A 24,303-nucleotide genomic window follows, 5' to 3' on the forward strand; every position below is an offset into this window, starting at 1 on the left:
ATCTCCCGCGGTACCACCCTAGTTAGCGCTGCCGAACCAGCGCTCACTTTACATCCATAACGCGGATGATGCGGATAACAGTAGCGGCGCACAAGGCGTGTTCCTGTTACCGGTTCAGAGGTGAGTTCATTGCCTGCGGTGGTTAACTCGCACCACCCGTTAACTCTCTGCCAACACCACAAAGGTCAATTACTAATCCTCATCAAGACCGACAAATATAGATAATTATCTAGAATTATATGAAATTCGACAGCGGAATGTCAACCTTGCGCGAGCTGACCCGTTTTTCGCGCAACAAAAAAAGCTCGTTCGCTTTCTTCTTCTACAGGAGAGGACGTAAAATCCGCGGTGATAGAAACGATCTCAAACCCGGCCTCTTTAAGCCACCGGGCGAGGAGGCCGATCTTGTACGATTGCTGTATATGTGTCTCCTGAAACCGGCGGTAAAGGCCATCCGCCTGCTGAACGAACAGCGTCAATTCATGGTGTACCGCTTGCTTTTTCTCGTCGAAGCTGCTTTCCCAAATATACGAGACTTCATCGTCAACGCAATGAAACGTCTCGTCGCCAAAAACATCGCATATTTTATACGGCGTATGTACATCAAACAGAAACGTCCCCCCCGTTTTCAGAGCCTCATACACACGGCTGAACACCCGGGGAATACCTCCTTCATCGGTAATGTAATTCAACGTATCACAAAAGCTTACTACGCTATCCATTGTTTCATCTAAATGAAGCTGTCGGATATCCTGCTGAATGAAATGAACCCTGGCCCGGGGATGGCTTACCGCGATTTTTTCCCTGGCTACAGCGAGCATGTCTGCTGATAAATCCACCCCCCATACGTCAACATCCGCTTCTAAAAGGAAGCGGGTAAACGCGCCTGTCCCGCAGCCAAGCTCAGCTACCCGCTTCGGATTCGTTCCCGCTGCACGCCATGCCTGCATCACAAACCGCATCCATTGGTCATACGGGGCATCCGCCATTAGATGGTCATACACATACGCAAGACTCCGGTAGCTACTGGACAGGGATAGTTCGGGCATCTTTCCACAATCTTTCTATATTATAAAATTCGCGCTCATCGCGGTGGAATACGTGGACAACGACATCCCCTAAGTCAATAAGCACCCACCGGGCGTCTTCATATCCTTCGCGGCCGCGTACGGGAACCCCTTTTTCATCCATTTCTTTCTTAATGCTGTCAACAATCGCCTGTACCTGTGTTTCGGAATTTCCATGGCATACAACAAAATAATCAGCAATCACAGATAATCCCTGAATGTCAAGCATAAGTACATTTTGGGCCTTTTTTTCTTCTGCCGCATGGGCGGCCAGCTGGGCGATTTCAAGCTCTGTCATCTATTTTAACTCCTCCTGCACGTTTTTTTGTTCGGCGAGTAACGAATTGCGGGCCATTACCGTTAAAGGATACACCTTTTTCCCTCTGTTCACCAGGAAAGTAATCGTGTTGCCAAACGCTTTAATTAAGGCCGCATCTATGTCATTTTCCGCGAGTTGGCGAATCTCCTCAACTCCCGGAAAAATTCGGTTTGGTTCGATATAATCAGCGAGACAAACCACTTTTTCGAGTTTTTTCATCTTTTCCCTGCCGGACGTATGATAACGGATCGCATTCAATATTTTTTCATCCTGGATGCCAAGCGTTTGTTTAACGACTTCGGCCCCAACCGGGGCGTGCCACAGTTCCTTATCATAATCGAGCAAATCCTTTTCAATATGCGGAGTTCTTTTGATGATTTTTCTCATCTTTTCTTCCGGCCAGAATTTGCAATAATCATGGAGAATCGCCGCTGTTTCCGCTTTCTTCTCATTGACCCCATATTTTCTGGCCAGTGCAATGGCTGTTTCCATAACCCCAAGGGTGTGCTGATAACGGTGTTCCGTCACCTGCTCCCTTACAGCAGCCAATAACTTTTCACGATCCATATAACCTGTTCTCCTCTATATATAGTCTTACCTTATCCGGGATTAAATACCGAACGGACTGTCCCTTCGCGATTTTTTCCCGAATCATACTGGAGGAAATATCCAGCTGCGGCATTTCTATCGCTGTAACATGATGGCCGTAAGGGTGGTTCATCGTATATCCCGGACGCGCCAGTGCGGCAAACTGGACAAGGTTCACCAGTTCATCAATTTTATACCACCGGGGCAGATATTCAACCATATCTCCCCCAATAATAAAATAAAAGGTATGATCCGGAAAAGCATTCGTTAAATACAGCATGGTGTCGTATGTATAGGATGGTCGATCTTCCCGTGCTATATCAAGTTCTACCGTAGTTAATCTAAATGAATCATTGCCCGCCACCGCTCGTTCCAGCATGGCCAGCCGGTGATGATCGGCCGTTATGTCCTGATCGCGCTTATGCGGCGGAATGTGCGCGGGCATGAACCAAATTTCATCAAGACCAAGTGCACTTTTTGCCTGTTCCGCAACGATGAGATGGACAATATGAACCGGGTCAAACGTCCCTCCCATAATGCCGATTTTTTTATTATTGCGGGAGTTCAATCGTTTTCTTTTCCTTCGATTCTTTATATAAAACAATCGTTTTTCCTATAAGCTGTACAAGTTCTGCACCTGCCGAATCGGCAATTTCCTGCGCGGTTTGATTCTTATCACCATCGTAATTGTTAAGGAGCGATACCTTCAGCAGCTCCCGCGCTTCCAGCGCTTCTTGGATTTGCCTGATTAAGTTCTCATTGACCCCGCCCTTGCCGACCTGAAAGATTGGCGTTAAATGGTGGGCCATCGAACGTAAATACCGCTTTTGTTTTCCTGTTAACATCACATTGCCTCCTTATTTTTTCGTTCGGGCAAGCTCTTTATATACTATATCACGCATCACTTCTACAGGTGCTTCCCGCCCCGTCCAATATTCAAAACTGAGCGCACCTTGGTAAATAAACATGCCGACACCGCTATGGGTTCGTGTCCCCATGGCTTCGGCATCCCGTTGAAGTTTTGTTTTTAAAGGATTATAAATCAGATCACTAACGAGAAGATCGGGGTGCAGCAGTGAAGATGGGATTGGACTTTCCTCTATGTTTGGGTGCATCCCGATCGATGTCGTTTGTACGAGAATCGTACTTTTCGTAATGGCGCCCGCGACCTCTTCCATTGATATGGCCCGGATCCCTGTTGCTTGTTCGCTAACACGCGATAAATCGAGTGCCAGTTGCTCGGCCTTCTTCACCGTGCGGTTGGCAATGGTGAGCCGTTTTACTCCTGTACGAAGCAGAGCAACGGCGACCCCGCGGGCAGCACCGCCGGCCCCCAGCAGCAAAACGGATTCCTGTTCCAACTGAAGCCCGCATTCTTCAATGAGAGAGCGGACATAGCCTCTTCCATCTGTATTATACCCAATTAAACGCCCATTCTCGTTGACGATCGTGTTGACAGCACCGATGAGCCGGGCTTCCTCATCTATTTCATCCAGGTATGGAATGACGTCTACCTTGTATGGAACGGTAACATTGACGCCACGCAATCCGAGTGACCGTATTCCGGCAACCGCACTCTCCAGTTGTGACGAATGGATATCGAAAGCACCATACCGATAATTTAACCCCAGTACCTCAAATGCCCGGTTGTGCATAAGCGGGGATAATGAATGCCCGACGGGATGGCCAAATAATCCCGTAAAAATCGTACGGCTGTTAATTTCCATCTACCTGTTCCCCCTGTAAACATAGTCAATATATTTGGAAAATTTTACACTTTCCTTCTCCGCATAGTTGAAAAACCCCTGGAAGCAGGGGTTCACCTAAGGACATTGCCAGCGCCATCGGCTTGGCGTTAGCCAAGTTTTCTTTACCGGCTAAATTAATGACGGCCGCAGGGATGCGGTGACACCTTTTGGTACATAAACGGCCACATTGGCTCCGCTGCCATGCAGCGCAACCCAGCCAAGACCTGAGATCACAAGGTCAAAATCCCCCGGCGGTACTTTAAACGTGAACTTTTCCAGCCTGGACATGGACTCCGCCGCCTCTTTCCCCGGGGGTGACAGCATTTCGCCGAGATGGTTGGCATAAATCTCATCCGCCCGCTCAAGCTTGGTCCGGTGAATGTTTAAACCGTTGGAGACATAAAAGACGAATGACTGATTTTCTCCCTTAACAAAATCAACGCGCGCAAGCCCTGCAATGAACAAGGTCTGTTCCTGTTTTAGCTGATACACTTTAGGCTTAATCGGTTTATCGGGCATAACAAGCTTTAGCTCTGCCGGTGTCACACGGTGGACAATTTGATCACGGTTGACAATTCCCGGTGTATCGTAGAGCGAAGATTTGTCATCGAGCGGAATTTCAATCACATCGAGCGTTGTTCCCGGAAACTGCGACGTCGTAATGTCCATTTCTGATTCGCCAAACTGTCTGATTAGACGGTTGATGAGCGAGGATTTTCCAACATTGGTAACCCCAACTACATAAATATCGCGCTTCTTACGATGGGTGTTCATCGCTTCCACAAGGCGTTCAATTCCCGTACCTGTGCGGGCGCTGACGAGTATAACATCAACCGGCTTAAGCCCCAGGTCGCTTGCCGATTTGCGAATCCAGTTAATGAGCCGGTTGCGGTTTACATTTTTCGGCAGTAAATCGACTTTGTTTGCCACCAAAAGAATGGGATTATTCCCTACAAAACGCGGCAAGCCGCGCAGCCAGCTGCCGTTAAAATCAAAAATATCGACAACCTTAACGACAAGGGAGTGCGTCTGGCCGATTCCATTCAAAATGCGAACGAATTCGTCATCACCAAGCGTAACGGTCGACGCTTCATTATAATGCTTAATCCGGTAGCAGCGCTGACAGATTGGGACCTCCCGCTGCAGTGAACTTTCCGGCGCGTAGCCGGTCTTTTCTTTCTCTGTTGTCTGTATAGCAATGCCGCAGCCGGCACAATGTATATCATGTTTGTCCATTGTTATCCTCCCACGGAATCATGCCCCGTTTTCTCATCCAGCCAAGAGCCAACCGTTCCATCGCACGATTGACGCGGGTAAAAAAGCCGTCGCTTCTTGCAACCGGTACGACAAGGATCGTATAAAAGCCCATACGGCGGCCGCCCAAGACATCGGTAAATAACTGATCCCCCACGACTACAGTTTCCTCGACTGAAAGCTTCATCTGCCGGGTTGCCTTACGAAATGCGGTCTGTGTAGGCTTCTTCGCCTGGTGGATGTATGGCACGCCAAGAGGTTCAGCTATCTTGGAAACACGGGTCTGTTTATTGTTTGAAACAATCACTACGGAGAACCCCTGTTCTTTGACTTCCTTCATCCATCTAACCAATTCAGGGGTGGCATCAGGCCTGTCCCATTCAATCAATGTGTTATCCAAATCCGTAATAATCCCTCTCACACCGCGGGCTTTCAATTGTTTTAGGTCTATGTCATATACCGATTCAACATGTAAATCCGGTACGAGTAGAGACAAGAACAATCAGACCCCTCCAAACATCCTGGCATAAATTCCGGAATTTACTATACCACATTCGGCACACCGTGTCACTGTCCGTGATCCTCTTCCGTTTGGGGACAGGCCCGAAACATCTGGGTATCTCGAAGATGGAGACAGTCGGGCAGAAAGACGTCCCCCTTTGTTCATACTATTATTCGACATTCATTTTAGATTTTAAAAGAATACCAAAGTAACCCCTATTCCGCATTTACAAAATAAGGGAACCGTGACTGCTTATTTTCTTGGATTCTTAGCAAAACGAGGTATACAAGCGTTTAAATGTCATAGACCACGGACTATATTTCCCGAAACGTAATTGATATCGGCGAGCATGACCTAACGGAAGTGGATGGCGAGCGGGGTTTCGCGCAAAACTTAGATCTTGAATACGCATCGACTTGACTTTTTGCGCGCGCCCGCTATCCACTGGAGCGGGCAGTCTAACTTCCCCGCTGAGCGTAACCTAGCGACAGAAACCTTCCTTAGCTCCTCCTAACCCATGTAGCATGGCAAAAAGAAAACGCAAAAGCGGACATATAAAATGTCCGCCCTTTTTCGTGCCCTACTGCCTATTTCGTTGAAGGTGCCGGGTTTCCTGCGGGCACGCCCATCATGCCCGGCATTCCAGGTATTGATTTTGCGTCTTTTGCTTCGGCAGGGAGGTCAATTTTAATGTCGGTATTATAATCTGCCATTTGAACTTTTTCATGCAAAATAATGCGTTTTAGCGGGTTGTTTTCTCCCTGAATTTTATCTTTAAATGTCAGCACGATCTGTGCATCCCCATCTTTCGATAAATTCGTTTTTGGATCAACGCTGAATGTTCCCTGCAGATACATACCATCAATAGCGGCGTCGGCCTGGCTTAGCGCTTTTTTCATTTCAGCTACTCCCTGGAAGTTGCCACCAAACATATCCATCAGATCAGATAGATGATCAATTCGTCCCTGGAATGCAAACTGCCCATTGCCGAGGTTTCGATAGAAAAGCTTTTTGGCTAATTGTTCCGGAAGAACCTGGCCGTGCTGCTGCATCATTGACTTCATATCCGGCATAACGTTTTCCATCTTCATCCACTGGGGAGCGTTCTGTGCACCTGGCATAGCAGGAACTTTTACATACAAATCTTTTCCCATCATATATTCTTCGACTTGAATTGGATTCGGCATTGGCGGCATGTTTGGAATCGCAGGCAAAGAGACGGCAATATTTAATTTCATTTTATCGGGCAGTATATAGGCTGCATCACCATGGACTGCCAACTGATTCACGATCTGTTCAATTTGTTTCCAGTCATTTTCGTGGCCGGCCATACCCTGCGGATTTCCTTCTACCTTTGCCGATAAATCCAGCTTCATCGTAGCGGATTTAACATCCTGCTGTTTTGTGTAGTTGTCCTCCAGTGCTTTTTTCGTATCATCCGATGTCGTCAGCAATTGGTTGATTAATGTTTCCGCATCCTGTTTCGTCAGAAGTTTATCGGGCTTTGTCCAATCAATATTTACATGTGCCGCATCAAACCATGTGGAAAGATTGTAGGCCCAATGAGTGGCAGGCAGTTGTGATTGGCCGCCGGGTGCCGCAGTGTTGGGCATGCCGAGTGCACGGCCGATAAAGGCCAGTGCCTCCGTCTGCTTAACAGGCTGATTTAAACGGATTGTGTTGTCTTTAAAACCTGCGATAACGTGATTCCCCAAAAGTTTCTCTGTCACGCCGTAGTATGGACTGTTTTTTTTCAAATCTTTGTATGTATACTCTGCGCTAGTGTTTGGTAAATCTATTGCATTTACAAGCATGGTAAAGAAATCCCCGCGCGTGATTAAATCGCTGTGTGATGCGACAACCGGAACATCGTCAGCGGCCAAAACATTGGCAACCGGTGACCCTATCAACATGGACAAGCTCAATAATCCCGCTGCAACCATATGTCTTTTCTTCATTTCTACCCCTCCGGTACATTTAGTAATTTTTTCATATATTATTACGTAATGGAAAGAGCAAAAGTTGCAACGAAGACGAATTTAAATCCTTATTATTCGCGATCCTGGTGAATCAGCTCTTGCTTCAAATCCCACAGCGTTTGGCTTAAATCAACATGATAGATGTGAGGATTTGTGAGACGGCGAATTTCCTGGGGAAAATGCTGCAACTCGTCCTGGGCATACCGCCTAATTTGCTCGAGTTCAGGAGCCGCCCCTGTACACTGTCCATTTACGATAACAGGTGAGAGCAGCTCACGAACACGGTAATGCCGGATGGTTTTTCGTTTATGCGGGAAAAGCGGGTCAAACATTGTAATTTTATCACGCGGGATTGATTCTTCCTGAAGGGTGATTAAATCTCCCAACGGCCTTCCGCTGTTCTCGTCATAAAACCGGATGACTTTCTTAAAGCCAGGGTTTGTAATTTTAGCCGGATTTTCGGAGATTTTCAGGCGCGGAATCCAACGCCCGTCTTGGTAAATCGCCGCCAGTTTATAGACCCCGCCCAGCGCCGGACAATCGCTTGACGTGATTAAATTTGTCCCGACTCCCCAGGCAGAGATACAGGCTCCTTGATTTTTTAAATCCTGGATTAAATATTCGTCGAGATCGCTGGAAGCGACAATCGGGACATCTGTAAGGCCCGCTTCGTCCAGCATGGTCCGTGCCTGCTTGGACAGATATGCGATATCGCCGGAATCGAGCCGAATACCCAACAGACGCTTCCCCTGTTCTTTTAAAGTTTTGCCAATTTTAATTGCATGCGGAATACCAACCGTCAGCGTGTCATATGTATCGACAAGAAGCACAGTTTCATCCGGAAACGACTCACTATAAGCGTCAAACGCCTCCAGTTCGTTGTCAAATAATTGGACAAAGCTGTGGGCGTGCGTCCCTTTAACCGGAATGCCGAAATCCCGGCCAGCCAGCACATTCGACGTAGCCGCCACACCACCAATGTACGCGGCGCGTGCACCATAATAACCGGCCTCCGTTCCCTGAGCACGGCGCAGGCCGAATTCAAGCACCGCATCCCCCTTCGCCGCACCTACAATTCTTGCTGCCTTTGTGGCAATAAGCGTTTGATGGTTAATGATAGTAAGGATCGCGGTCTCAATCATCTGCGCTTCAAAAATGGGAGCTTCTACAATCAGTAATGGCTCACCCGGGAAAACAATTTCGCCCTCCGCTGCAGCTATAACACTTCCTGTAAAACGAAAATGGCGCAGCTTGTCAAGGAAATCTTCCTCATAAGGATATACACTTCTCAGGTAAGCAAGGTCCTCTTCTGTAAATTGAATGGATGTAATATAGTCAAGAACTTGTTCCAATCCTGCAAAAATGGCGTAACCGGCGCCGCACGGAGTTTTCCTAAAAAAGACATCAAACACAGCCCGGGTCGTTTCCATTCCTTTTTTATAGTACGCATACATCATATTGATTTGATATAAATCTGTACTGAGTGTTAAATTTTTTATCATCTTAAATACTTCCTTTTTCCCATTAGTTTCTTTCAATTCAAAAATTGACGTATCTTCAGCGGATGTTATACTTTTTATACCATAAATTGTTGAGGAAGGGGAATATTATGGTATCACAACATCCGCTGTTCCTTTCTTTAACGGAACGTACCGCCACGCTGGTTGTCGCTGCTTTCTTCCTGTCCCGCTTCAGTTTCTTTCGCAGAATGCTCCACCGAAAAGACGGACCCTTCGATAAATTTATTACCATTATTGTATGTACTTTTATAGGAATCTATGGAACATATGCGGCGATCCCGATTGAAGGTGCATTGGCCAACTCGCGGGTCATCGGCCCGGTTATGGCCGGTTTGCTTGGCGGCCCGGTTGTTGGCACAATTACCGGTTTACTGGCAGGCCTGCACCGGTATATGCTTGGAGGATTTACCGATCTCGCGTGTGCCGTTTCCACTACCGTTGAAGGGCTGCTGGCAGGCGTGTGTTATCTGCGCTATCATGAACGCGAGATGCATTGGGGAACCGCCTGGCTCATCGGATTTATCGCCGAAGGTATTCAAATGCTTATTATCCTCGCTCTGGCAAAACCATTTTCAAGTGCCTTACACCTTGTAGAAATTATTTCATTTCCTATGATGGCGGTCAATGCTACGGGTATCGCTCTTTTCATTATGATCGTTCAGGCGGCTCAGTCCGAAGAAGATCGGATCGGATCCATGCAGGCCCAACGCGCCCTGCAAATCGCGGATATTACTCTCCCTATCCTCCGGCAGGGGCTAAATGAAGCATCCGCGGAACAGGCAGCACTCGTCATCTACAACATGACCGAAGCTGCAGCGGTCGCCATCACAAACAGAGAACGAATCCTCGCTCATATCGGCCAGGGCAGCGACCACCACCAAAAAGGGCATGATCTCCAGACCGAAGCCACCCAGGAGGTACTTCATACAAACAAAATTCTGTGGGCCCGCAATAAGGAGGAAATTGGCTGCAGCAGCAAAAGCTGTCCGCTTCACTCCGCTATTATTGTTCCGCTCATGAAAAAAGATACGAGTGTCGGCACCCTTAAACTGTATTTCAAACGCCAGCGTGAAGTATCCGTTGTGGATTTGGAGCTGGCGCGGGGTCTGGCTCAGCTTTTTTCTACCCAGCTTGAGATTGCCGATCTGGAGAAACAGGCGTCCCTTTTGGCCGACGCTGAAATCCGTGCGCTTCAAGCCCAGATCAACCCGCACTTCTTATTTAATGCGCTCAATACCATTTCTTCCTTCATTCGTACTAAACCGGAAGAAGCGCGCTTATTAACGGTAAAACTCGGGGAATTCTTCAGGCGAAACCTGCACAATGGCAGCCAGATGGTAACCGTGCGTGAGGAAATTCAGCATATACAGGCCTATCTGGAAATAGAACAGGCCAGATTCGGAAGCAAATTAAACGTAATAATAGACATTTCTCCCGAGACGTGGGACCATTCGCTGCCCTCGCTTATTTTGCAGCCGCTTGTGGAAAATGCGGTGAAACACGGTTTACTGCCCAAACGAAGCGGGGGGACGGTTGAAATAAAAATATATAAACAGGAAAACAACCTTACCATCGAAGTGAGAGATGACGGTATCGGCTTTAATAAAACGATGCAAAACAAGCTTTCCGGCATAGGGTTACAAAATGTCCGCGGCCGACTGCAGGCAATATATGGAACTCCCTATAACGTTGTTATTGAAAGCAAGCCGGGAAGCGGCACACTGTGTACGATTACTATTCCATGGGAAGGGAGGATGGCCTCATGATTCGGGTATTGATTGTCGATGATGAAGCACCGGCCCGTTCAGAGCTGCGTTTTCTTCTTGAACAATATGACGATTTACAAATTGTGGGTGAAGCGGATAGTGGGGAAGAGACCGTTCAGCTTACAAGCCGGCTGCAGCCGGATGTTATTTTTCTTGATATTAATCTCCATGATGGAAATGGTATTGACATCGGGTTTCACTTAGGGAAGGTAGTTCCCCCTCCCATCATTGTCTATGCTACGGCCTATGAAAATTACGGGATCCAGGCATTTGAAACAGAGGCTGTCGACTATATTTTAAAACCATTCAGCAAAGATCGGCTTGAAAGGACAATACACCGTATACGCAAACAAACCGCGCTAAAAAACGAAGAAAAAATAACAGCTGCTTCTCTCGAATCCACATTAAAAAAGCTGCTGACAGATATAGAGGCGCCGAGATCATCACACGCACGACTGCCGGTTGACAACGGCACAAGCATTGCCTTTATCGACACCGACACGATTATATATGCGGCGGCAGAAGAAAGAAGCTCCCGTGTATACACAAATGCATCCAGCTACCTCACATCTTTTTGCCTGCAGGAATTAGAAAAAAAGCTGCCGCCTAATTTTTTTCGGATTCACCGGACGTATATTGCCAACCTTAACTGTGTGAACGAATTTATTCCCTGGTTTAAAGGTAGCGTACAGGTAAAAATGAACGACAAAAATGAAACAGTTCTTCCTGTAAGCAGAAATCTCGTTCGTGAGGTAAAAACAAGGCTCGGTTTTTAGATGTTTCCATTCATGTTGTGTTTTTTACCATTTACGCAGAACTTTCTACAGTTGATTCGCAACGTATGGAGAGATCGGCCCCCTTGATTTATAATCTATACAATTATTAGAATATTTTAATAAGGGGGATATATAGGTGAAAAATCGAATGCTGTCGATTTTAATCTGGGCAGGCATCGCGATATTTGGCGCTGTTGCCTGGGGGTGGCTTGCTCTCGCCCGCGGGGAAGAAATCAATGCCGCCTGGCTTCTGTTTGCCGCTCTTGCAAGCTATGCCGTTGCTTATCGTTTTTATAGCCGCTTTATCGCACATAAAATTTTTGGACTGACCGACAGGCGCGCCACACCGGCAGAGATCAACAATGACGGAAAAGACTTTGTTCCAACAAATAAATGGATCGTATTTGGACACCATTTCGCCGCGATCGCTGGGGCAGGTCCGCTTGTCGGTCCGACGCTGGCCGCGCAGATGGGGTATTTGCCAGGTACGATCTGGATTGTCGCCGGCGTTATCCTCGCAGGGGCAGTTCAGGATTTTATTATTCTTATTGCGTCGATGCGCCGAAACGGAAAAAGCTTAGGGCAAATCGCAAAAGAAGAAATCGGGCCTGTAGGTGGATTTCTTACCTTAATTGGTGTATTGGCGATTATGATTATTCTCATAGCCGTTCTCGCACTCGTTGTTGTGAATGCGCTTACAGGAAGCCCGTGGGGAACATTTACCATTGCGATGACGATTCCAATTGCGTTGTTTATGGGATTTTATATGCGGTATATTCGTCCAGGCCACGTGGGCGAGGCTTCACTTATCGGTTTTGTTCTGATGATGGCCGCTCTAATTGGCGGGCAGGGTGTGGCGCAATCACCTGCATTGGCGCCTTTATTTACATTAAAACCGGAAACGCTGGCGATTATGATGATCGTATACGGATTTATCGCTTCTATTTTGCCTGTGTGGATGCTGCTCGCTCCACGTGATTATTTGAGCTCTTTCTTAAAAATCGGAACGATCGGTTTACTAGCAGTCGGCATCGTTTTAACACTGCCTGCCCTTCACATACCAGCGTTAACTAAATTTATCGACGGCAGCGGTCCGGTTTTTACAGGTAATCTGTTTCCGTTCCTCTTTATTACCATCGCGTGCGGGTCCATTTCCGGCTTTCATGCTCTTGTATCCAGCGGAACAACGCCGAAGTTGATTGCGAAAGAAAGCCACAGCCGGGTCATTGGGTATGGCGGAATGCTTATGGAATCTTTTGTGGCGATTATGGCTTTGATTGCCGCCTGTATTTTAACGCCGGGAACGTATTTTGCCATTAACAGCCCCGCAGCCGCCATTGGTAACGATACGGTTTCCGCTGCGAAGGCGATTACGGAATGGGGCTTTACCGTATCGTCAACCGACCTTGATCAGCTTGCCAAAAACGTAGGGGAGAGCACGATCCTCTCACGGACAGGAGGAGCTCCTTCTCTTGCGGTTGGAATGTCCCATATTCTCTCGCAGCTTGTCGGCGGACACGCGCTCATGGCATTCTGGTATCACTTCGCCATCCTGTTTGAAGCCGTGTTTATCCTTACGACAATTGACGCCGGAACGAGGGTCGGGCGCTTTATGGTCAGCGACCTAATCGGCAATTTTATTCCAAAATTCAAAGAAACCACGTGGCTGACCGGAACGATTTTCTCAAGCGCTGCCATTAGTATAGGCTGGGGGTACTTTCTTTATGCCGGGGTAATCGACCCGCTTGGCGGCATTAAAACATTATGGCCCCTGTTCGGGATTGCCAATCAAATGCTCGCCGCCATCGCCCTTGCTGTTGCGACAACGATTATTTTCAAGATGGGCAAAAAAGCATATGCCTGGGTTACCCTTGTCCCGCTTGCATGGTTGACAACCGTAACGATGGCCGCTTCATGGCAAAAACTATTTGACCCGAACGTAAATATTGGCTTCCTGTCCCATGCTGCCAAATTTTCCGGTATGCTTTCCAAAGGCCAGCTTCCAAAACCGGCTAAGACAGTGGAAGCCGCCAGGCAGATGATTTTTAACGACCGGGTAGATGCGGTGTTAACAGCGATCTTCATGCTCATTGTTATCGGGCTTTTACTGGATTGTATTCGCCTGTGGAACTCTATCCTGCGCGGAACGTACCGGGGTACCCTGCAGGAGTCTCCATACATTGAATCCAAAGGAGACATGGCTGATTACGAAAGGGGTCATTCCCACAGTGCTTAAAAGAAAAAGAGAAAGAAAGGGGGAATCTTTTTGGAAAAGTGTTCACATTCCTATGAAGTCCATGTTTCTACGGAGGAGCTGGAAAGAATAAAGGCTGGCTATAGCCTGCTTCGCCGAATCCGCTCCGGATTACGCCTCATATTTGGGATTCCTGATTATGAACGTTACCTGGATTACTGGCATGCCTCTCACTCTTCCGGCGGTGAAAACCCATTATCTAAGAAAGACTTTTTTGCCAGGGCTCTGCACGACAGGTACGGGAGCGGAAAGCAAACGCGCTGCTGTTAAAGGAAGCGTAGGATAAGCCAAGCCAAAGGCGCAGGTTATAGCCTTAGTTGTATTTATGCGTATAGGCGTATACAAGAATCTTGGTCATCATTTTCGGGTGAAAACTACTGCGACCACCGCCAGGATAATAACAAAGGAAGTGAGAGTCGGGGATCCGTTCGATCCTTTCATTTACGACACGAGCCACACTATGTGCCGGAATCCATTCGCTGATATCCATTGGAAGCATCAGCTGGTTCATGGTATAATCGATAAAGAAAATATGATCATGTTTCATAAAAGAATCGCTCCTTGTTTGATTGTTGTGTGGTAACTCAATGATAACAAAAAGAGCGATTCTTTTATTGTACAAAGACATAAATAAGCGTAAAAATCGGGGCTGACCCAAAAGTTCTAAAATTTCAGCCCCACTTTTACCTTAAAATAGCCTTAAAAATTAAAGGACTCCTACCACTTTTTATAGTGATAAGAATCCTTTTTGGGATTTGATAATATCGGACGCCCCTTTGGGACAGCCCCCTTGGTTTTCAAATACCGATTTTACACTTACATCGAGTGGATGCCCTGACCGAGCGCATTTTCCGCAGCTTCCATTACGACTTCACCAAGCGTTGGATGCGCGTGAATCGTGAGGGCGATATCTTCTAACGTAGCGCCCATTTCGATTGCAAGACCCGCTTCCGCAATCAAATCGGAGGCACCTGCTCCAACGATTTGGACACCAAGTACACGGCCGTCTTCTTCATTGGCTACGATTTTTAAGAAACCATCCGGCTGATTCAGGCTGAGCGCACGCCCATTGGCACCGAACGAAAAGCGGCCTGTTTTCACCTTATAGCCCTGTTCTTTTGCCTGTGTTTCATCCAGACCAACCGACGCGATTTCTGGGTCGGAGAAGACAACAGCCGGAATGCACAGGTAATCCACTTGGCTCGGATGACCGGCAATGACTTCGGCGGCAACTTTTCCTTCATAAGATGCTTTATGCGCTAGGGCAGGGCCTGCTACAATATCCCCGATCGCATAAATATTCGGCACACTTGTTTTACATTGTTTGTCAACCTCGATGAAGCCGCGTTCATTCATCTTCATTTCGATGGCTTCCAAACCGAGATTATCCGTATTCGGACGGCGACCTACCGTCACAAGGCAGTAATCCGCTTCAAATGTTTCTTCCGTTCCTTTAATCGAGGCGGTAACTTTTACACCGTTTGCGGTTACTTCACTTTTCGACGCAAAGGCTTCGGTTTTAATTTCCACACCAAGATTTTTGAGTTTTTTCTTAACGGCTGCCGTAAGATTTTTTTCAAAACCTGGAAGAATGTTAGGCGAACCCTCCAGGATGGTTACCTTAGACCCAAATTTTGCAAACGTGGTCCCCAGTTCAATCCCGATATATCCACCGCCGACAACCAGCAGTTTCTCGGGAATGTGATCCAGCATAAGAGCTTCAGTGGAAGACAGAATGCGTTCACCAAACGGAAGCGACGGGATTTCAATCGGGCGTGAACCCGTCGCAATAATGCAGTGATTGAAACGGTAGCGGTTTACTTCATACCCGTGGAATACGCGCACTTCATTTTCATTGACAAAGAGGGCTTCCCCTTCAATCACTTCCACCTTATTTCCTTTCAGAAGGGACGCTACACCGCCGGTTAATTTATTAACGACCGACTGCTTCCATTCCTGCACTTTTTTCATATCGACCGTGACGCCCTGTACATTAACCCCGATGTCACTGCCATCTTTTGCTTCTTCATAACGGTGAGCGGCGGAAATTAAAGACTTGGAAGGGATACAGCCGCGGTTTAAACAAACGCCGCCCACTTCCGCTTTATCAACAACGGCTACTTTTTTCCCAAGCTGTGCAGCCCGGATAGCGGCCACATAGCCGCCCGGACCCGCTCCAATAACGAGAACATCCAGTTCGATGGTAAATTCACCTACTACCATGGTTTACACCTCCATCACAAGCAATTCCGGGTTTTGCAGCAATTGCTTAATATAGTTCATGAACAGTTGCGCCATTTCTCCATCGATCAAGCGGTGGTCAAAGCTGAGAGACAGGGCCAATACCGGTGCCACCACAACTTCATCGTTCTCATTGACAACCGGTTTCTTCGCAATGCGTCCAACCCCTAAAATAGCAACTTCCGGATAATTGATAACCGGAGTAAAGAACATTCCGCCGGCTGACCCGATGTTAGTAATCGAGAAGGTGCTGCCTTTTAATTCATCAGCGCTCGCTTTGCGGTCGCGTGCTTTCGCGGCAAGTTCGGCAATATCGCTGGCGATCTTCCAGATAGGTTTGCGGTCGGCTTCTTTTACAACGGGAACCATTAACCCTTCGTCTGTGGCGGTTGCAATGCCAATGTTGTAGTATTTTTTCAAAACGATTTCGTTTTTCTCATCGTCAATGCTTGCGTTCATTTCCGGGAATTCACGCAGACCTGCGATGACAGCTTTGACAATGAATGGCAGATACGTTAATTTAACTTCTTTCTTCGCCGCAATCGGTTTGAAACGCTCGCGCATTTCTACAAGCTTCGTTACATCCACTTCATCCATTACCGTTACGTGCGGAGCCGTATACGCGGATTTAACCATCGCTGCAGCAATCGCTTTGCGAATGCCTTTGAGCGGCTTGCGTTCTTCCAGGCCGGCAGCTGTTGTCACTGCAGCCTGTGCAGCAGGTGCAGCTTGCGTTTCCCGGGCAGCTTGAGCGCCAGTCTGTAGAGCCTGCGGGGCCGCCTGGCCGCCGTTTGCGAATTGCTGCACGTCTTCTCTTGTAATTCGGCCGTTTTTGCCGGTTCCGTTCACGGCCCGAATGTTTACGCCCAATTCGCGGGCAAACTTCCGCACAGACGGCGTCGCCAGTACTTTTTTATTTTCATCTACAGGTTGATTGTTCTGCTGGACAGGCGCCTGCGCCTGGGAAACAGGAGTTGACTCAGCTTGCGGCTGCTGTGCAGGTGTTGCCTGGAACTGGGCGGGAGCAGACGGTTCAGCAGGAGCCTCAGCCGGTGTTTCATTTGCTGCCCCCTCTGCATCAAACTCGACAAGCACATCGCCTACGACAGCGACGGTTCCTTCTTCTACTTTAATGGAAAGAACTTTCCCGTTAACGGGAGAGGGAATTTCAACAACAGCTTTATCGTTTTGCACTTCAAGGATAATCTGGTCTTCTTCTACCTGATCGCCCTCCTTAATGTGCCATTTAACAATTTCACCTTCATGGATGCCTTCACCGATATCCGGCAGCTTAAACTGATATGCCATACTCATACCCTCCTCTTGATTAGAAATCTAGTACTTTAGTAAGCGCTTCGATCACGCGGTCAGGATTAGGAAGCCATACATCTTCCGCAGCGGCAAATGGAAATACCGTATCGGGTGACGTTACACGAAGGACCGGCGCTTCAAGGGAAAGGATGGCACGTTCATTAATCTGTGCAATAATCTCGGCAGCGGCGCCGGCTTGTTTCTGGGCTTCCTGTACGACAATGGCCCGGTTTGTTTTCTCAACGGAAGCGATAATTGTTTCATAGTCAATCGGGCTGATCGTGCGAAGGTCGATGACTTCTACGCTAACCTCCCGGTCTTTCTCAATTTGTTCCGCCGCTTTCAGAGAGGTTTGAACCATAGCACCATATGTAATGATGGTCACGTCCTTTCCTTCTTTCACAACATTCGCTTTGCCAAGCGGAACCGTATAGGAACCTTCCGGAACTTCGGCGCGGAACGATCGGTACAGCTTCATATGCTCCAGGAAAATAACCGGATCATTGTCACGGATAGCGGAGATGAGCAGACCTTTTGCATCATATGGATTAGAAGGGATAACGACTTTTAAACCTGGGGTCTGCAGGAATAAGCCTTCCAGGCTGTCCGCATGAAGTTCTGGTGTTTTTACCCCGCCTCCGAATGGTGCGCGGAATGTGATTGGGGCATGGTATTTACCTCCCGAACGATAGCGCAAGCGTGCAGCCTGCGAGGCAATCGCATCCATCGTCTCGAAAACGAATCCAAAGAACTGGATTTCCGGCACAGGGCGGAATCCCTGCAGAGCCAAACCGACCGCCATCCCGCCGATAGCGGATTCGGCAAGTGGAGTATCGAACACGCGATTTTCCCCGAATTCTTTTTGCAGTCCTTCCGTAGCACGGAATACCCCTCCGTTAACGCCGACGTCTTCACCAAAGACGAGAACTTTTTCGTCGGCTCTCATTTCTGTGCGTAATGCGTCCGTAATCGCTTGAATCATTGTCATTTGTGGCATGATTATTTCATCTCCTTCTGCTTGTACTCATTGTACTGCTCTTTCAGCGTGGGAGGCATTTCTTCGTACATGATCTCAATTAAGTCTGTTACTTTTTGTTTAGGAACAGCGTCTGCTTTTTTGATAGCTTCCGCAATATCCGCTTTTGCCTCTTCGATGGTTTTGTCTTCCTGTTCTTTAGACCAGAGGCCTTTTTCTTCCATGTAGGAACGGAATCGAATAAGCGGGTCCTTCTGCTCCCATTCCGTCATTTCTTCCTGTTTGCGATAGCGGGTCGGGTCGTCACCGGCCATCGTATGCGGACCGTAGCGGAATGTAATAGCTTCAATTAAAGTAGGCCCTTCACCGGCTTCCGCGCGCTGCTTCGCTTCACGAACGGTTTGATATACCGCCAGCACATCCATCCCGTCGATTCGAACTCCCTTAATTCCAGCCGCCTGCGCCTTGGCTGCGATCGATTCAGCCGCTGTTTGTTTAGTGAACGGAGTGGAGATCGCATACTGGTTGTTTTGTACAAAGAAAATCGCCGGTACTTTATATACGCCCGCAAAGTTTAACCCTTCGTAGAAATCCCCCTGGGATGTCCCGCCATCGCCTATGTATGTCATGGCGACTCTCTTTTCATTCTTAAGTTTAAAACCCATGGCAACACCCATTGCCTGCGTAATCTGAGCGGCAATAATAATCTGCGGCATGAGTACGTTTACATCTTCAGGGATTTGCCCGCCATGAAAATGCCCTTTTGAATATAAAAAAGCTTGATAAAGCGGCAATCCATGCCACACGATCTGTGGAATATCACGGTAGCTTGGCAGGATAAAATCCTGTTTATCGAGCGCGCTCTGGCTTCCTATCATCGTTGCTTCCTGGCCGGCTACCGGCGCATAAAACCCGAGCCGTCCCTGGCGGTTTAGGCTAATCGCACGCTGGTCCCATACACGGGTATAAACCATTTTCCGCATTAATTCCTGCAGCTTTTCATCGGCAATCTCCGACATTTGTTTTTTATCGACGACCTTGCCTTCAGGAGAAAGAATTTGTAACATCATAACAACTCCTTTTTGATAAGATATACATTATAGAGAAGGTTTCCACTACTGTAATAGTACAATCCTAAAATGGAACACCCTTTGTTACACAACAAGTACAGTTTGGCCATTTCTTGCCCGCGAAGAGTATAGCACCTCATCATTATGATGTCCAATTTTTTTGCACATACATAAAAAAACGGAGGGAATTTCACAGATGGACGCCAATATCCGAAAACGCACCATTATTCGCCGCGAAATCGACAGTCAATATCTTGCCGAGAAGCGATCCTACAAAGTATATTTACCAACGAATCACATCCTGACACGCCCCTATCCTATTCTTTATACCCAGGATGGTGAGCAGTTCCTCAACTTTGGACGCATTGCCACCATCGCCAATGAGCGGGTCATAAAAGGGGAACTGTTCCCTTTTATTATTGCTGCTGTTACAGTGTCGCGCGAAAATCGTACCGAAGAATACGGCACCGGGCGCTCCCGCAACGCTGCTTACAAATCTTTTTTTATAGAAGAACTGCTCCCCGCAGTCGAGAATGAATTTCTCACCGGGGAACGTACCCTTGCAGGAGATTCACTCGGTGGAACCGTAAGCCTTGATCTGACGATAGATAGGCCGGATCTTTTCCCTAATGTTCTTTCATTATCCGGGGCCTTCTATCCTGATACGATGAAAAATGTTTTGCAGCAGACCTCATTAGATCATCTGAATATCTACATGGTAGTCGGGCGAAAGGAAACAGAGGTCGCAGTAGGCACAAAAAAAGCGGATTTTCTGCTGTATAACCGTGAGATGAAGCAACTGCTTGAAGAGAAGGGGGCAAAGGTGGAATATACCGAGCAGGACGGGGGGCATGACTGGGGATTCTGGCAGAGCCAGTTGCCGGCGGCGTTAGCTTATTTTTATGGGGTGAAATAAAGACACGGGAGGGCCCAAACATTCGGGTGAGATGCATCTGCGAACGTTTAGGTGCCCCCCCTTTGTTAAAATACTTACGGTGCGGTCCGGGAATAGTCATACACATTTGGGGCAAACCATTTAATGCCAATGCTTTGCTTCCCTGTCTCATCCGCAGGATTTCGCTGAATTTGATTTTCCGGAACCGGTTGATTACCGATAAATATCTTCGCCTTTTGTGAATTCCCTACATAAAAAGTTATTCCCCGAATTTCGTCAATTGTAACAGGAGACTTTCCGAAAATCGGATCATCTATTGTATCCAAAATAATATGCTTTTCATCACCAGCCTGCTTTGTATGATATTTTAAGCAGTTTTGCGCAAGATTGTAACGGAGCAGACGGCTTGTGCGCGCCACGAGAATTTTTCCGTCGTCATTATACCGGGCAAGCAGCCGGAGTGCAGCTACATTTTTCCCGTAGAAAGGAAACGCCCGGTTCCCTCCGCCAAAGTGCTGGGCGACAATCGCGTACTGCCGTTTGGCTACCAACTCATCCAGCCTGTTTTTCGTCAACTGAATATAGAGGGCACCCGGGCCCCATGTCCAGTTCGCCCGATTTTTCTTGCCTTTGTCAAAAGCATACCGGTGAAATCCCCATACTGAGCGGCCATCCCGCAAATGAATCGGAAACAGTGCATTATTCTCGCCAAAGGCCGAATCAGAAGTGGAATTCCAGACAAACCGAACCCCATTTTTAAGCAAAATGTCGGTATGATAATAAGGCGATTTGGGGTTATCCCCTTCCTGGTAGCTTGAAAACCCATACGGTTTATAGTCTCCAAAATTCTGTTTATTCGCTTCGTTTCCATGATTAATCCAGATCTCCGGCATAATTCCATCCGCCTTTAAATGCTGCCACGCAGCCTCGGCATACTGGCGGGTGCAGTACGCCAGCCTGTGATCGGGCTGGCTAAAATCTCCGTATCCGTGCATGGAATCGATCCACCCGGCGTTCCAGTAATATTTAATTTTAGCCGCATCTTTCTTTTGTGCGGTATCCATTCCCTGAAAATAAGTCATAACCGCCTTGTTTGTATCTTTTTTATCATCTACGAAATAAGGATGGGAGTATTTCGTGCCGTTATACATCCAGAAGCTGTCCCCTACATCCAACCCCAGCCCTTTACCGACGGGAGTGGGTTCCAATGTATTTAAAAATCTGTGATACTGGGCAAATTCTTCCGGTGTTGTACCGTCAATATCTGAAGTTAAAGACAACATGGCCCGGTATGGATAAGGAAATTTCCGCATAGAAACCTGCTCGGCAGCGGACACTTTATGGTTAAGCGGTGAACATCCGGCAACCAGTGTTCCCAGAGCGAGCACCATACCAAACAGCGCAGTAACCGTATATTTTTTTCTCATGGTTTCCCCCCTAAGCTGTTGCACCGAAATGTTTCAATATGATGTGTTATTAGCGTACGGGGAAAACATTAAAGATGGAGTGTGAGAAAAATGAAATTTTCATGAGATGGTATTTAACGTATTCTCATGTTTATTTAGTATTTTTTTATATCATGAGTAGAAAAGGGGAACCTTTATGAAACACTCCTTTCTTGCCAAACGTTCTAATCTATTCCTTTTTCTGATTACAATAATGTCACTTGTTATTTTTTCCTTTGTTTTTATGATAATGTTAAGTATAATGAATGTTTTTCCACATCATTTTATCAGCGAATGGCCAATCATTGCCGGCCGGATTGTACCTACATGTGAAATCATTGGGGCTGCGGCTGCCGGAGCCATCGGTTTTTATTTTTTGCGAAAATACATTCGGAGGAGAATTCATGAAAAAGGTACTCGTTATCGAGGATGAAAAAAATTTGGCGCGATTTATTGAACTGGAACTTGAACATGAAGGGTTTAACGTTAGTGTATGTTACGACGGGCGCCAGGGGGTAGAGAAAGCGTTAAAAGAAAACTGGGATATTATCCTGCTTGATTTAATGCTGCCCGGATTAAGCGGGATCGAAATCTGCCGCCGGGTGCGCACGGTAAAGAAGACTCCGATTATTATGCTCACGGCGCGAACAAGTGTGCTCGACCGGGTATCCGGGCTCGATAGCGGGGCAGACGACTATATACCGAAACCCTTCGCCATTGAAGAATTGCTTGCCCGGATGCGCGCCTTGTTCCGCCGAGTGGAAAATCAGGCCGAGGAAACACCTCTGCTTATGTACAAGCATATCGAGGTCAACACGGAATCACAGACCGTTAAACGGAACGGCGAGAATGTGATGCTGACCCGGCGCGAATACGAGCTTCTCACAACTCTGCTCCGCAATATTAACCGGGTCATGACACGGGACATGCTGCTGGATCAGGTATGGGGCTATGATAGTGCTGTCGAGACCAACGTGGTCGATGTCTACATTCGATATTTACGCAATAAACTTGATTTACCCGGCGAGGATAGCTTCATTCAAACCGTTCGCGGGATGGGCTATGTGATTCGAAAATGAGGAAATTGTATTCTCATTTTCTCCGTCTGCCGATTAAATGGAAGCTCGCCATCTGGTCTACCTTCTTGCTTACGCTCTTATTTTTCTTATATAACAGCCTTCAATATATAGTGATTAACCGCTGGATTTACGGACAAGCAGAAAGCCAGATCGAGCAGACCATCAATGATATCAAAGATTATTACTCAGATAAAGGAAACCGGTTAAACGAGTCCGACATCAGACACAGCCACGGCTTTCTTAAAGACATTAACGAAAAAGGGCAGATTATCTGGATTGTTGATGAACATTCCAACCCAATCGTGAGAGTTTCCAATCAGATGCCATTGAATGTAGTGAAGCCCGAATACAGCCCAATCCACAAAATAAAAAATGTAATTAATGATGACGACACCCATCTGCTTATTGTTCGCGCCCCGCTAAAGAGCGCATATTTTACGGGAACGATTGAAATCGTTCGAAACCAGGCACCTACTGACGAACTCGTGGATAACATTCTATTAATTTTGTTTGCCGCCAGCTTGAGTGCCATCATTCTTAACGGACTGGGAGGATACATTCTTTCGCGCCAACTGTTAATGCCGATACAATCGATTACGGAAACGATGCAGCGCATTCATGAAGAAGATTTAAGCAAGCGGTTTGTTTTTTATGATAACGGTGATGAACTGTCACGACTTGGCCATATTTTTAATCAGATGATGAACCGGCTGGAAGCGTCCTTTCACCAGCAAAAGCAGTTTGTGGAAGATGCCTCGCATGAACTTCGCACACCGGTAGCGATCATTGAAGGACATCTCTCACTTCTGGCGAGATGGGGGAAAAAGGACCCGCGCGTACTGGAAGAATCTCTCGAAGCTTCCCTGGAGGAAATTCGCCGCCTGGCTTCACTGGTGGAAGAACTGCTGCACCTAAACCGAACAGAAGATTTATCATTTAAAAGCGAACAAACCCAAAATCCGGCGGCTGTAATTTCGGGCGTATGCCACGATTTCCACTCTCTTCATCCCGACTTTGTATTCGAACAGCACCTTGCTTCTCTTGAGGACATCTCCCTTCCTGTCTCCGCGGAGCACTTAAAACAGATTCTGATCATCCTGCTTGACAATGCGGTAAAATATTCCAAAGATGATAAACGCGTCGTTGTTACAGGGAAAGTAACCGATGAGGGCGCACATCTGCTCATTCAGGATTTTGGACTTGGCATCCCTGCAGAAGACCTGCCGCGTATTTTTGACCGGTTCTACAGAGTCAACAAGGACAGAAGCCGGGAGCGGGGCGGAAACGGGCTGGGACTTTCCATCGCCAAACGGTTAATCGAGAGAGCTCATGGAACAATTGAAATAACAAGCGAGGAAAATGAAGGCACCACCATCACATTAACCTTTCCTATTGAAAAGCCAAATGCGGCTGCACCGGAGCAGCCGGACAATCTCCTGCATCCATAGTCAATCATCATCAATTCAAATGAGAAAAACTCGCGGGCGTTGCCGCTCGTCCTTTTTCTGCAGGG

The 24,303-nt window shown here is 47.3% G+C and carries 24 protein-coding genes and 1 other annotated feature (1 of these 25 only partly in view); of the genes, 8 read left to right on the forward strand and 16 right to left on the reverse strand.

Features of this window, described 5'->3' with window-relative positions:
- Positions 1-215: a binding site (T-box leader), on the reverse strand; it reaches 23 nt to the left of the window's first position.
- Between the two features lie 45 nt (positions 216-260).
- From H525_RS0120335 to H525_RS0120380, 10 genes are all read right to left on the reverse strand, one after another.
- Positions 261-1,049 carry a class I SAM-dependent DNA methyltransferase gene (locus H525_RS0120335; protein ID WP_035102177.1) on the reverse strand — a complete coding sequence of 263 codons (789 nt, stop codon included), beginning with the start codon at positions 1,047-1,049 and terminating at the stop codon, positions 261-263.
- Complete coding sequence (gene rsfS, locus H525_RS0120340) at positions 1,024-1,365, reverse strand: ribosome silencing factor (protein ID WP_027417703.1); 342 nt, start codon at positions 1,363-1,365, stop codon at positions 1,024-1,026. The genes H525_RS0120335 and rsfS overlap by 26 nt, the downstream gene beginning before the upstream one ends.
- Positions 1,366-1,953: a bis(5'-nucleosyl)-tetraphosphatase (symmetrical) YqeK gene (gene yqeK / locus H525_RS0120345; RefSeq protein WP_027417704.1), complete on the reverse strand. Its 588-nt coding sequence runs from the start codon at positions 1,951-1,953 to the stop codon at positions 1,366-1,368.
- Positions 1,943-2,509: a nicotinate-nucleotide adenylyltransferase gene (locus H525_RS0120350; RefSeq protein WP_035102189.1), complete on the reverse strand. Its 567-nt coding sequence runs from the start codon at positions 2,507-2,509 to the stop codon at positions 1,943-1,945. The genes yqeK and H525_RS0120350 overlap by 11 nt, the downstream gene beginning before the upstream one ends.
- A 16-nt stretch (positions 2,510-2,525) precedes the next feature.
- The gene (yhbY, locus tag H525_RS0120355; protein ID WP_027417706.1) at positions 2,526-2,819 is read right to left on the reverse strand and encodes a ribosome assembly RNA-binding protein YhbY; all 294 of its coding nucleotides are present in this window, start codon (positions 2,817-2,819) and stop codon (positions 2,526-2,528) included.
- Between the two features lie 12 nt (positions 2,820-2,831).
- Positions 2,832-3,701 carry a shikimate dehydrogenase gene (locus H525_RS0120360; RefSeq protein ID WP_027417707.1) on the reverse strand — a complete coding sequence of 290 codons (870 nt, stop codon included), beginning with the start codon at positions 3,699-3,701 and terminating at the stop codon, positions 2,832-2,834.
- Positions 3,702-3,851: 150 nt separating this feature from the next.
- Entirely contained in the window at positions 3,852-4,958 is a 1,107-nt protein-coding gene (gene yqeH, locus H525_RS0120365) for a ribosome biogenesis GTPase YqeH (RefSeq protein ID WP_027417708.1), read from the reverse strand.
- Positions 4,945-5,472, reverse strand: a complete 528-nt coding sequence (locus tag H525_RS0120370; protein ID WP_027417709.1) for a YqeG family HAD IIIA-type phosphatase — start codon at positions 5,470-5,472, stop codon at positions 4,945-4,947. The genes yqeH and H525_RS0120370 overlap by 14 nt, the downstream gene beginning before the upstream one ends.
- A gap of 593 nt (positions 5,473-6,065) precedes the next feature.
- On the reverse strand, positions 6,066-7,436 hold the full coding sequence (locus H525_RS0120375; RefSeq protein WP_027417710.1) for an S-layer homology domain-containing protein: 1,371 nt from the start codon (positions 7,434-7,436) through the stop codon (positions 6,066-6,068).
- Positions 7,437-7,528: 92 nt separating this feature from the next.
- On the reverse strand, positions 7,529-8,959 hold the full coding sequence (locus H525_RS0120380; protein WP_081413535.1) for a nicotinate phosphoribosyltransferase: 1,431 nt from the start codon (positions 8,957-8,959) through the stop codon (positions 7,529-7,531).
- 107 nt (positions 8,960-9,066) lie between these two features.
- Between H525_RS0120380 and H525_RS0120385 the strand changes: the two genes are divergently transcribed.
- The 4 genes from H525_RS0120385 (at position 9,067) to H525_RS0120400 (ending at position 14,043) form a co-directional block, all read left to right on the forward strand.
- Positions 9,067-10,743, forward strand: a complete 1,677-nt coding sequence (locus H525_RS0120385) for a sensor histidine kinase (protein ID WP_027417712.1) — start codon at positions 9,067-9,069, stop codon at positions 10,741-10,743.
- On the forward strand, positions 10,740-11,519 hold the full coding sequence (locus H525_RS0120390) for a LytR/AlgR family response regulator transcription factor (RefSeq protein WP_027417713.1): 780 nt from the start codon (positions 10,740-10,742) through the stop codon (positions 11,517-11,519). Before H525_RS0120385 ends, H525_RS0120390 begins: the two co-directional genes overlap by 4 nt.
- A 136-nt stretch (positions 11,520-11,655) precedes the next feature.
- Complete coding sequence (locus tag H525_RS0120395; RefSeq protein WP_027417714.1) at positions 11,656-13,755, forward strand: carbon starvation CstA family protein; 2,100 nt, start codon at positions 11,656-11,658, stop codon at positions 13,753-13,755.
- Positions 13,756-13,785: 30 nt separating this feature from the next.
- Complete coding sequence (locus H525_RS0120400) at positions 13,786-14,043, forward strand: CstA-like transporter-associated (seleno)protein (protein WP_051331197.1); 258 nt, start codon at positions 13,786-13,788, stop codon at positions 14,041-14,043.
- A 43-nt stretch (positions 14,044-14,086) separates the two neighbouring features.
- Here the strand turns inward: H525_RS0120400 and H525_RS0120405 are convergent, their stop codons facing one another.
- From H525_RS0120405 to pdhA, 5 genes are all read right to left on the reverse strand, one after another.
- Entirely contained in the window at positions 14,087-14,320 is a 234-nt protein-coding gene (locus H525_RS0120405; protein ID WP_027417716.1) for a transposase, read from the reverse strand.
- A 269-nt stretch (positions 14,321-14,589) separates the two neighbouring features.
- Entirely contained in the window at positions 14,590-15,996 is a 1,407-nt protein-coding gene (gene lpdA, locus H525_RS0120410; RefSeq protein WP_027417717.1) for a dihydrolipoyl dehydrogenase, read from the reverse strand.
- Positions 15,997-15,999: 3 nt separating this feature from the next.
- Positions 16,000-17,322, reverse strand: a complete 1,323-nt coding sequence (locus H525_RS0120415; RefSeq protein ID WP_027417718.1) for a dihydrolipoamide acetyltransferase family protein — start codon at positions 17,320-17,322, stop codon at positions 16,000-16,002.
- 19 nt (positions 17,323-17,341) lie between these two features.
- Entirely contained in the window at positions 17,342-18,322 is a 981-nt protein-coding gene (locus tag H525_RS0120420) for an alpha-ketoacid dehydrogenase subunit beta (protein ID WP_027417719.1), read from the reverse strand.
- A 2-nt stretch (positions 18,323-18,324) separates the two neighbouring features.
- Positions 18,325-19,371 (reverse strand): pyruvate dehydrogenase (acetyl-transferring) E1 component subunit alpha, encoded by a 1,047-nt coding sequence (gene pdhA, locus H525_RS0120425; RefSeq protein ID WP_051331198.1) that lies wholly within the window; start codon positions 19,369-19,371, stop codon positions 18,325-18,327.
- 196 nt (positions 19,372-19,567) lie between these two features.
- On the opposite strand from pdhA, the gene H525_RS0120430 reads away from it, so the two are divergent.
- The gene (locus tag H525_RS0120430; protein WP_027417721.1) at positions 19,568-20,287 is read left to right on the forward strand and encodes an alpha/beta hydrolase; all 720 of its coding nucleotides are present in this window, start codon (positions 19,568-19,570) and stop codon (positions 20,285-20,287) included.
- A gap of 74 nt (positions 20,288-20,361) precedes the next feature.
- Here the strand turns inward: H525_RS0120430 and H525_RS24985 are convergent, their stop codons facing one another.
- Positions 20,362-21,693 carry a hypothetical protein gene (locus H525_RS24985; protein WP_051331199.1) on the reverse strand — a complete coding sequence of 444 codons (1,332 nt, stop codon included), beginning with the start codon at positions 21,691-21,693 and terminating at the stop codon, positions 20,362-20,364.
- Between the two features lie 175 nt (positions 21,694-21,868).
- Here H525_RS24985 and H525_RS29770 point away from each other — a divergent pair, with 175 nt between their 5' ends.
- The 3 genes from H525_RS29770 to H525_RS24990 are packed head-to-tail and all read left to right on the forward strand — an operon-like array spanning position 21,869 to position 24,238.
- Positions 21,869-22,144, forward strand: a complete 276-nt coding sequence (locus H525_RS29770) for a hypothetical protein (RefSeq protein ID WP_027417722.1) — start codon at positions 21,869-21,871, stop codon at positions 22,142-22,144.
- On the forward strand, positions 22,116-22,790 hold the full coding sequence (locus H525_RS0120445; protein WP_027417723.1) for a response regulator transcription factor: 675 nt from the start codon (positions 22,116-22,118) through the stop codon (positions 22,788-22,790). The genes H525_RS29770 and H525_RS0120445 overlap by 29 nt, the downstream gene beginning before the upstream one ends.
- Entirely contained in the window at positions 22,787-24,238 is a 1,452-nt protein-coding gene (locus H525_RS24990; protein WP_051331200.1) for a HAMP domain-containing sensor histidine kinase, read from the forward strand. The genes H525_RS0120445 and H525_RS24990 overlap by 4 nt, the downstream gene beginning before the upstream one ends.
- Positions 24,239-24,303: the final 65 nt, after the last annotated feature.

The sequence above is a fragment of the Aneurinibacillus terranovensis DSM 18919 genome (assembly GCF_000430625.1).
In the GTDB taxonomy this organism is placed as follows: domain Bacteria; phylum Bacillota; class Bacilli; order Aneurinibacillales; family Aneurinibacillaceae; genus Aneurinibacillus_B; species Aneurinibacillus_B terranovensis.

Excerpts from the sequence above, each read along its gene's own strand:
- lpdA (WP_027417717.1), bottom strand. The coding sequence starts at position 15,996 with ATGGTAGTAGGTGAATTTACCATCGAACTGGATGTTCTCGTTATTGGA.
- H525_RS0120375 (WP_027417710.1), bottom strand. The coding sequence starts at position 7,436 with ATGAAGAAAAGACATATGGTTGCAGCGGGATTATTGAGCTTGTCCATG.
- H525_RS0120350 (WP_035102189.1), bottom strand. The coding sequence starts at position 2,509 with ATGGGAGGGACGTTTGACCCGGTTCATATTGTCCATCTCATCGTTGCG.
- pdhA (WP_051331198.1), bottom strand. The coding sequence starts at position 19,371 with ATGATGTTACAAATTCTTTCTCCTGAAGGCAAGGTCGTCGATAAAAAA.
- H525_RS0120415 (WP_027417718.1), bottom strand. The coding sequence starts at position 17,322 with ATGGCATATCAGTTTAAGCTGCCGGATATCGGTGAAGGCATCCATGAA.
- H525_RS0120380 (WP_081413535.1), bottom strand. The coding sequence starts at position 8,959 with ATGATAAAAAATTTAACACTCAGTACAGATTTATATCAAATCAATATG.
- H525_RS0120405 (WP_027417716.1), bottom strand. The coding sequence starts at position 14,320 with ATGAAACATGATCATATTTTCTTTATCGATTATACCATGAACCAGCTG.
- H525_RS0120445 (WP_027417723.1), top strand. The coding sequence starts at position 22,116 with ATGAAAAAGGTACTCGTTATCGAGGATGAAAAAAATTTGGCGCGATTT.
- H525_RS29770 (WP_027417722.1), top strand. The coding sequence starts at position 21,869 with ATGAAACACTCCTTTCTTGCCAAACGTTCTAATCTATTCCTTTTTCTG.
- yqeH (WP_027417708.1), bottom strand. The coding sequence starts at position 4,958 with ATGGACAAACATGATATACATTGTGCCGGCTGCGGCATTGCTATACAG.
- H525_RS0120430 (WP_027417721.1), top strand. The coding sequence starts at position 19,568 with ATGGACGCCAATATCCGAAAACGCACCATTATTCGCCGCGAAATCGAC.
- yhbY (WP_027417706.1), bottom strand. The coding sequence starts at position 2,819 with ATGTTAACAGGAAAACAAAAGCGGTATTTACGTTCGATGGCCCACCAT.
- H525_RS0120385 (WP_027417712.1), top strand. The coding sequence starts at position 9,067 with ATGGTATCACAACATCCGCTGTTCCTTTCTTTAACGGAACGTACCGCC.
- rsfS (WP_027417703.1), bottom strand. The coding sequence starts at position 1,365 with ATGACAGAGCTTGAAATCGCCCAGCTGGCCGCCCATGCGGCAGAAGAA.
- H525_RS24990 (WP_051331200.1), top strand. The coding sequence starts at position 22,787 with ATGAGGAAATTGTATTCTCATTTTCTCCGTCTGCCGATTAAATGGAAG.
- H525_RS0120360 (WP_027417707.1), bottom strand. The coding sequence starts at position 3,701 with ATGGAAATTAACAGCCGTACGATTTTTACGGGATTATTTGGCCATCCC.
- H525_RS24985 (WP_051331199.1), bottom strand. The coding sequence starts at position 21,693 with ATGAGAAAAAAATATACGGTTACTGCGCTGTTTGGTATGGTGCTCGCT.
- H525_RS0120390 (WP_027417713.1), top strand. The coding sequence starts at position 10,740 with ATGATTCGGGTATTGATTGTCGATGATGAAGCACCGGCCCGTTCAGAG.
- H525_RS0120335 (WP_035102177.1), bottom strand. The coding sequence starts at position 1,049 with ATGCCCGAACTATCCCTGTCCAGTAGCTACCGGAGTCTTGCGTATGTG.
- yqeK (WP_027417704.1), bottom strand. The coding sequence starts at position 1,953 with ATGGATCGTGAAAAGTTATTGGCTGCTGTAAGGGAGCAGGTGACGGAA.
- H525_RS0120420 (WP_027417719.1), bottom strand. The coding sequence starts at position 18,322 with ATGCCACAAATGACAATGATTCAAGCGATTACGGACGCATTACGCACA.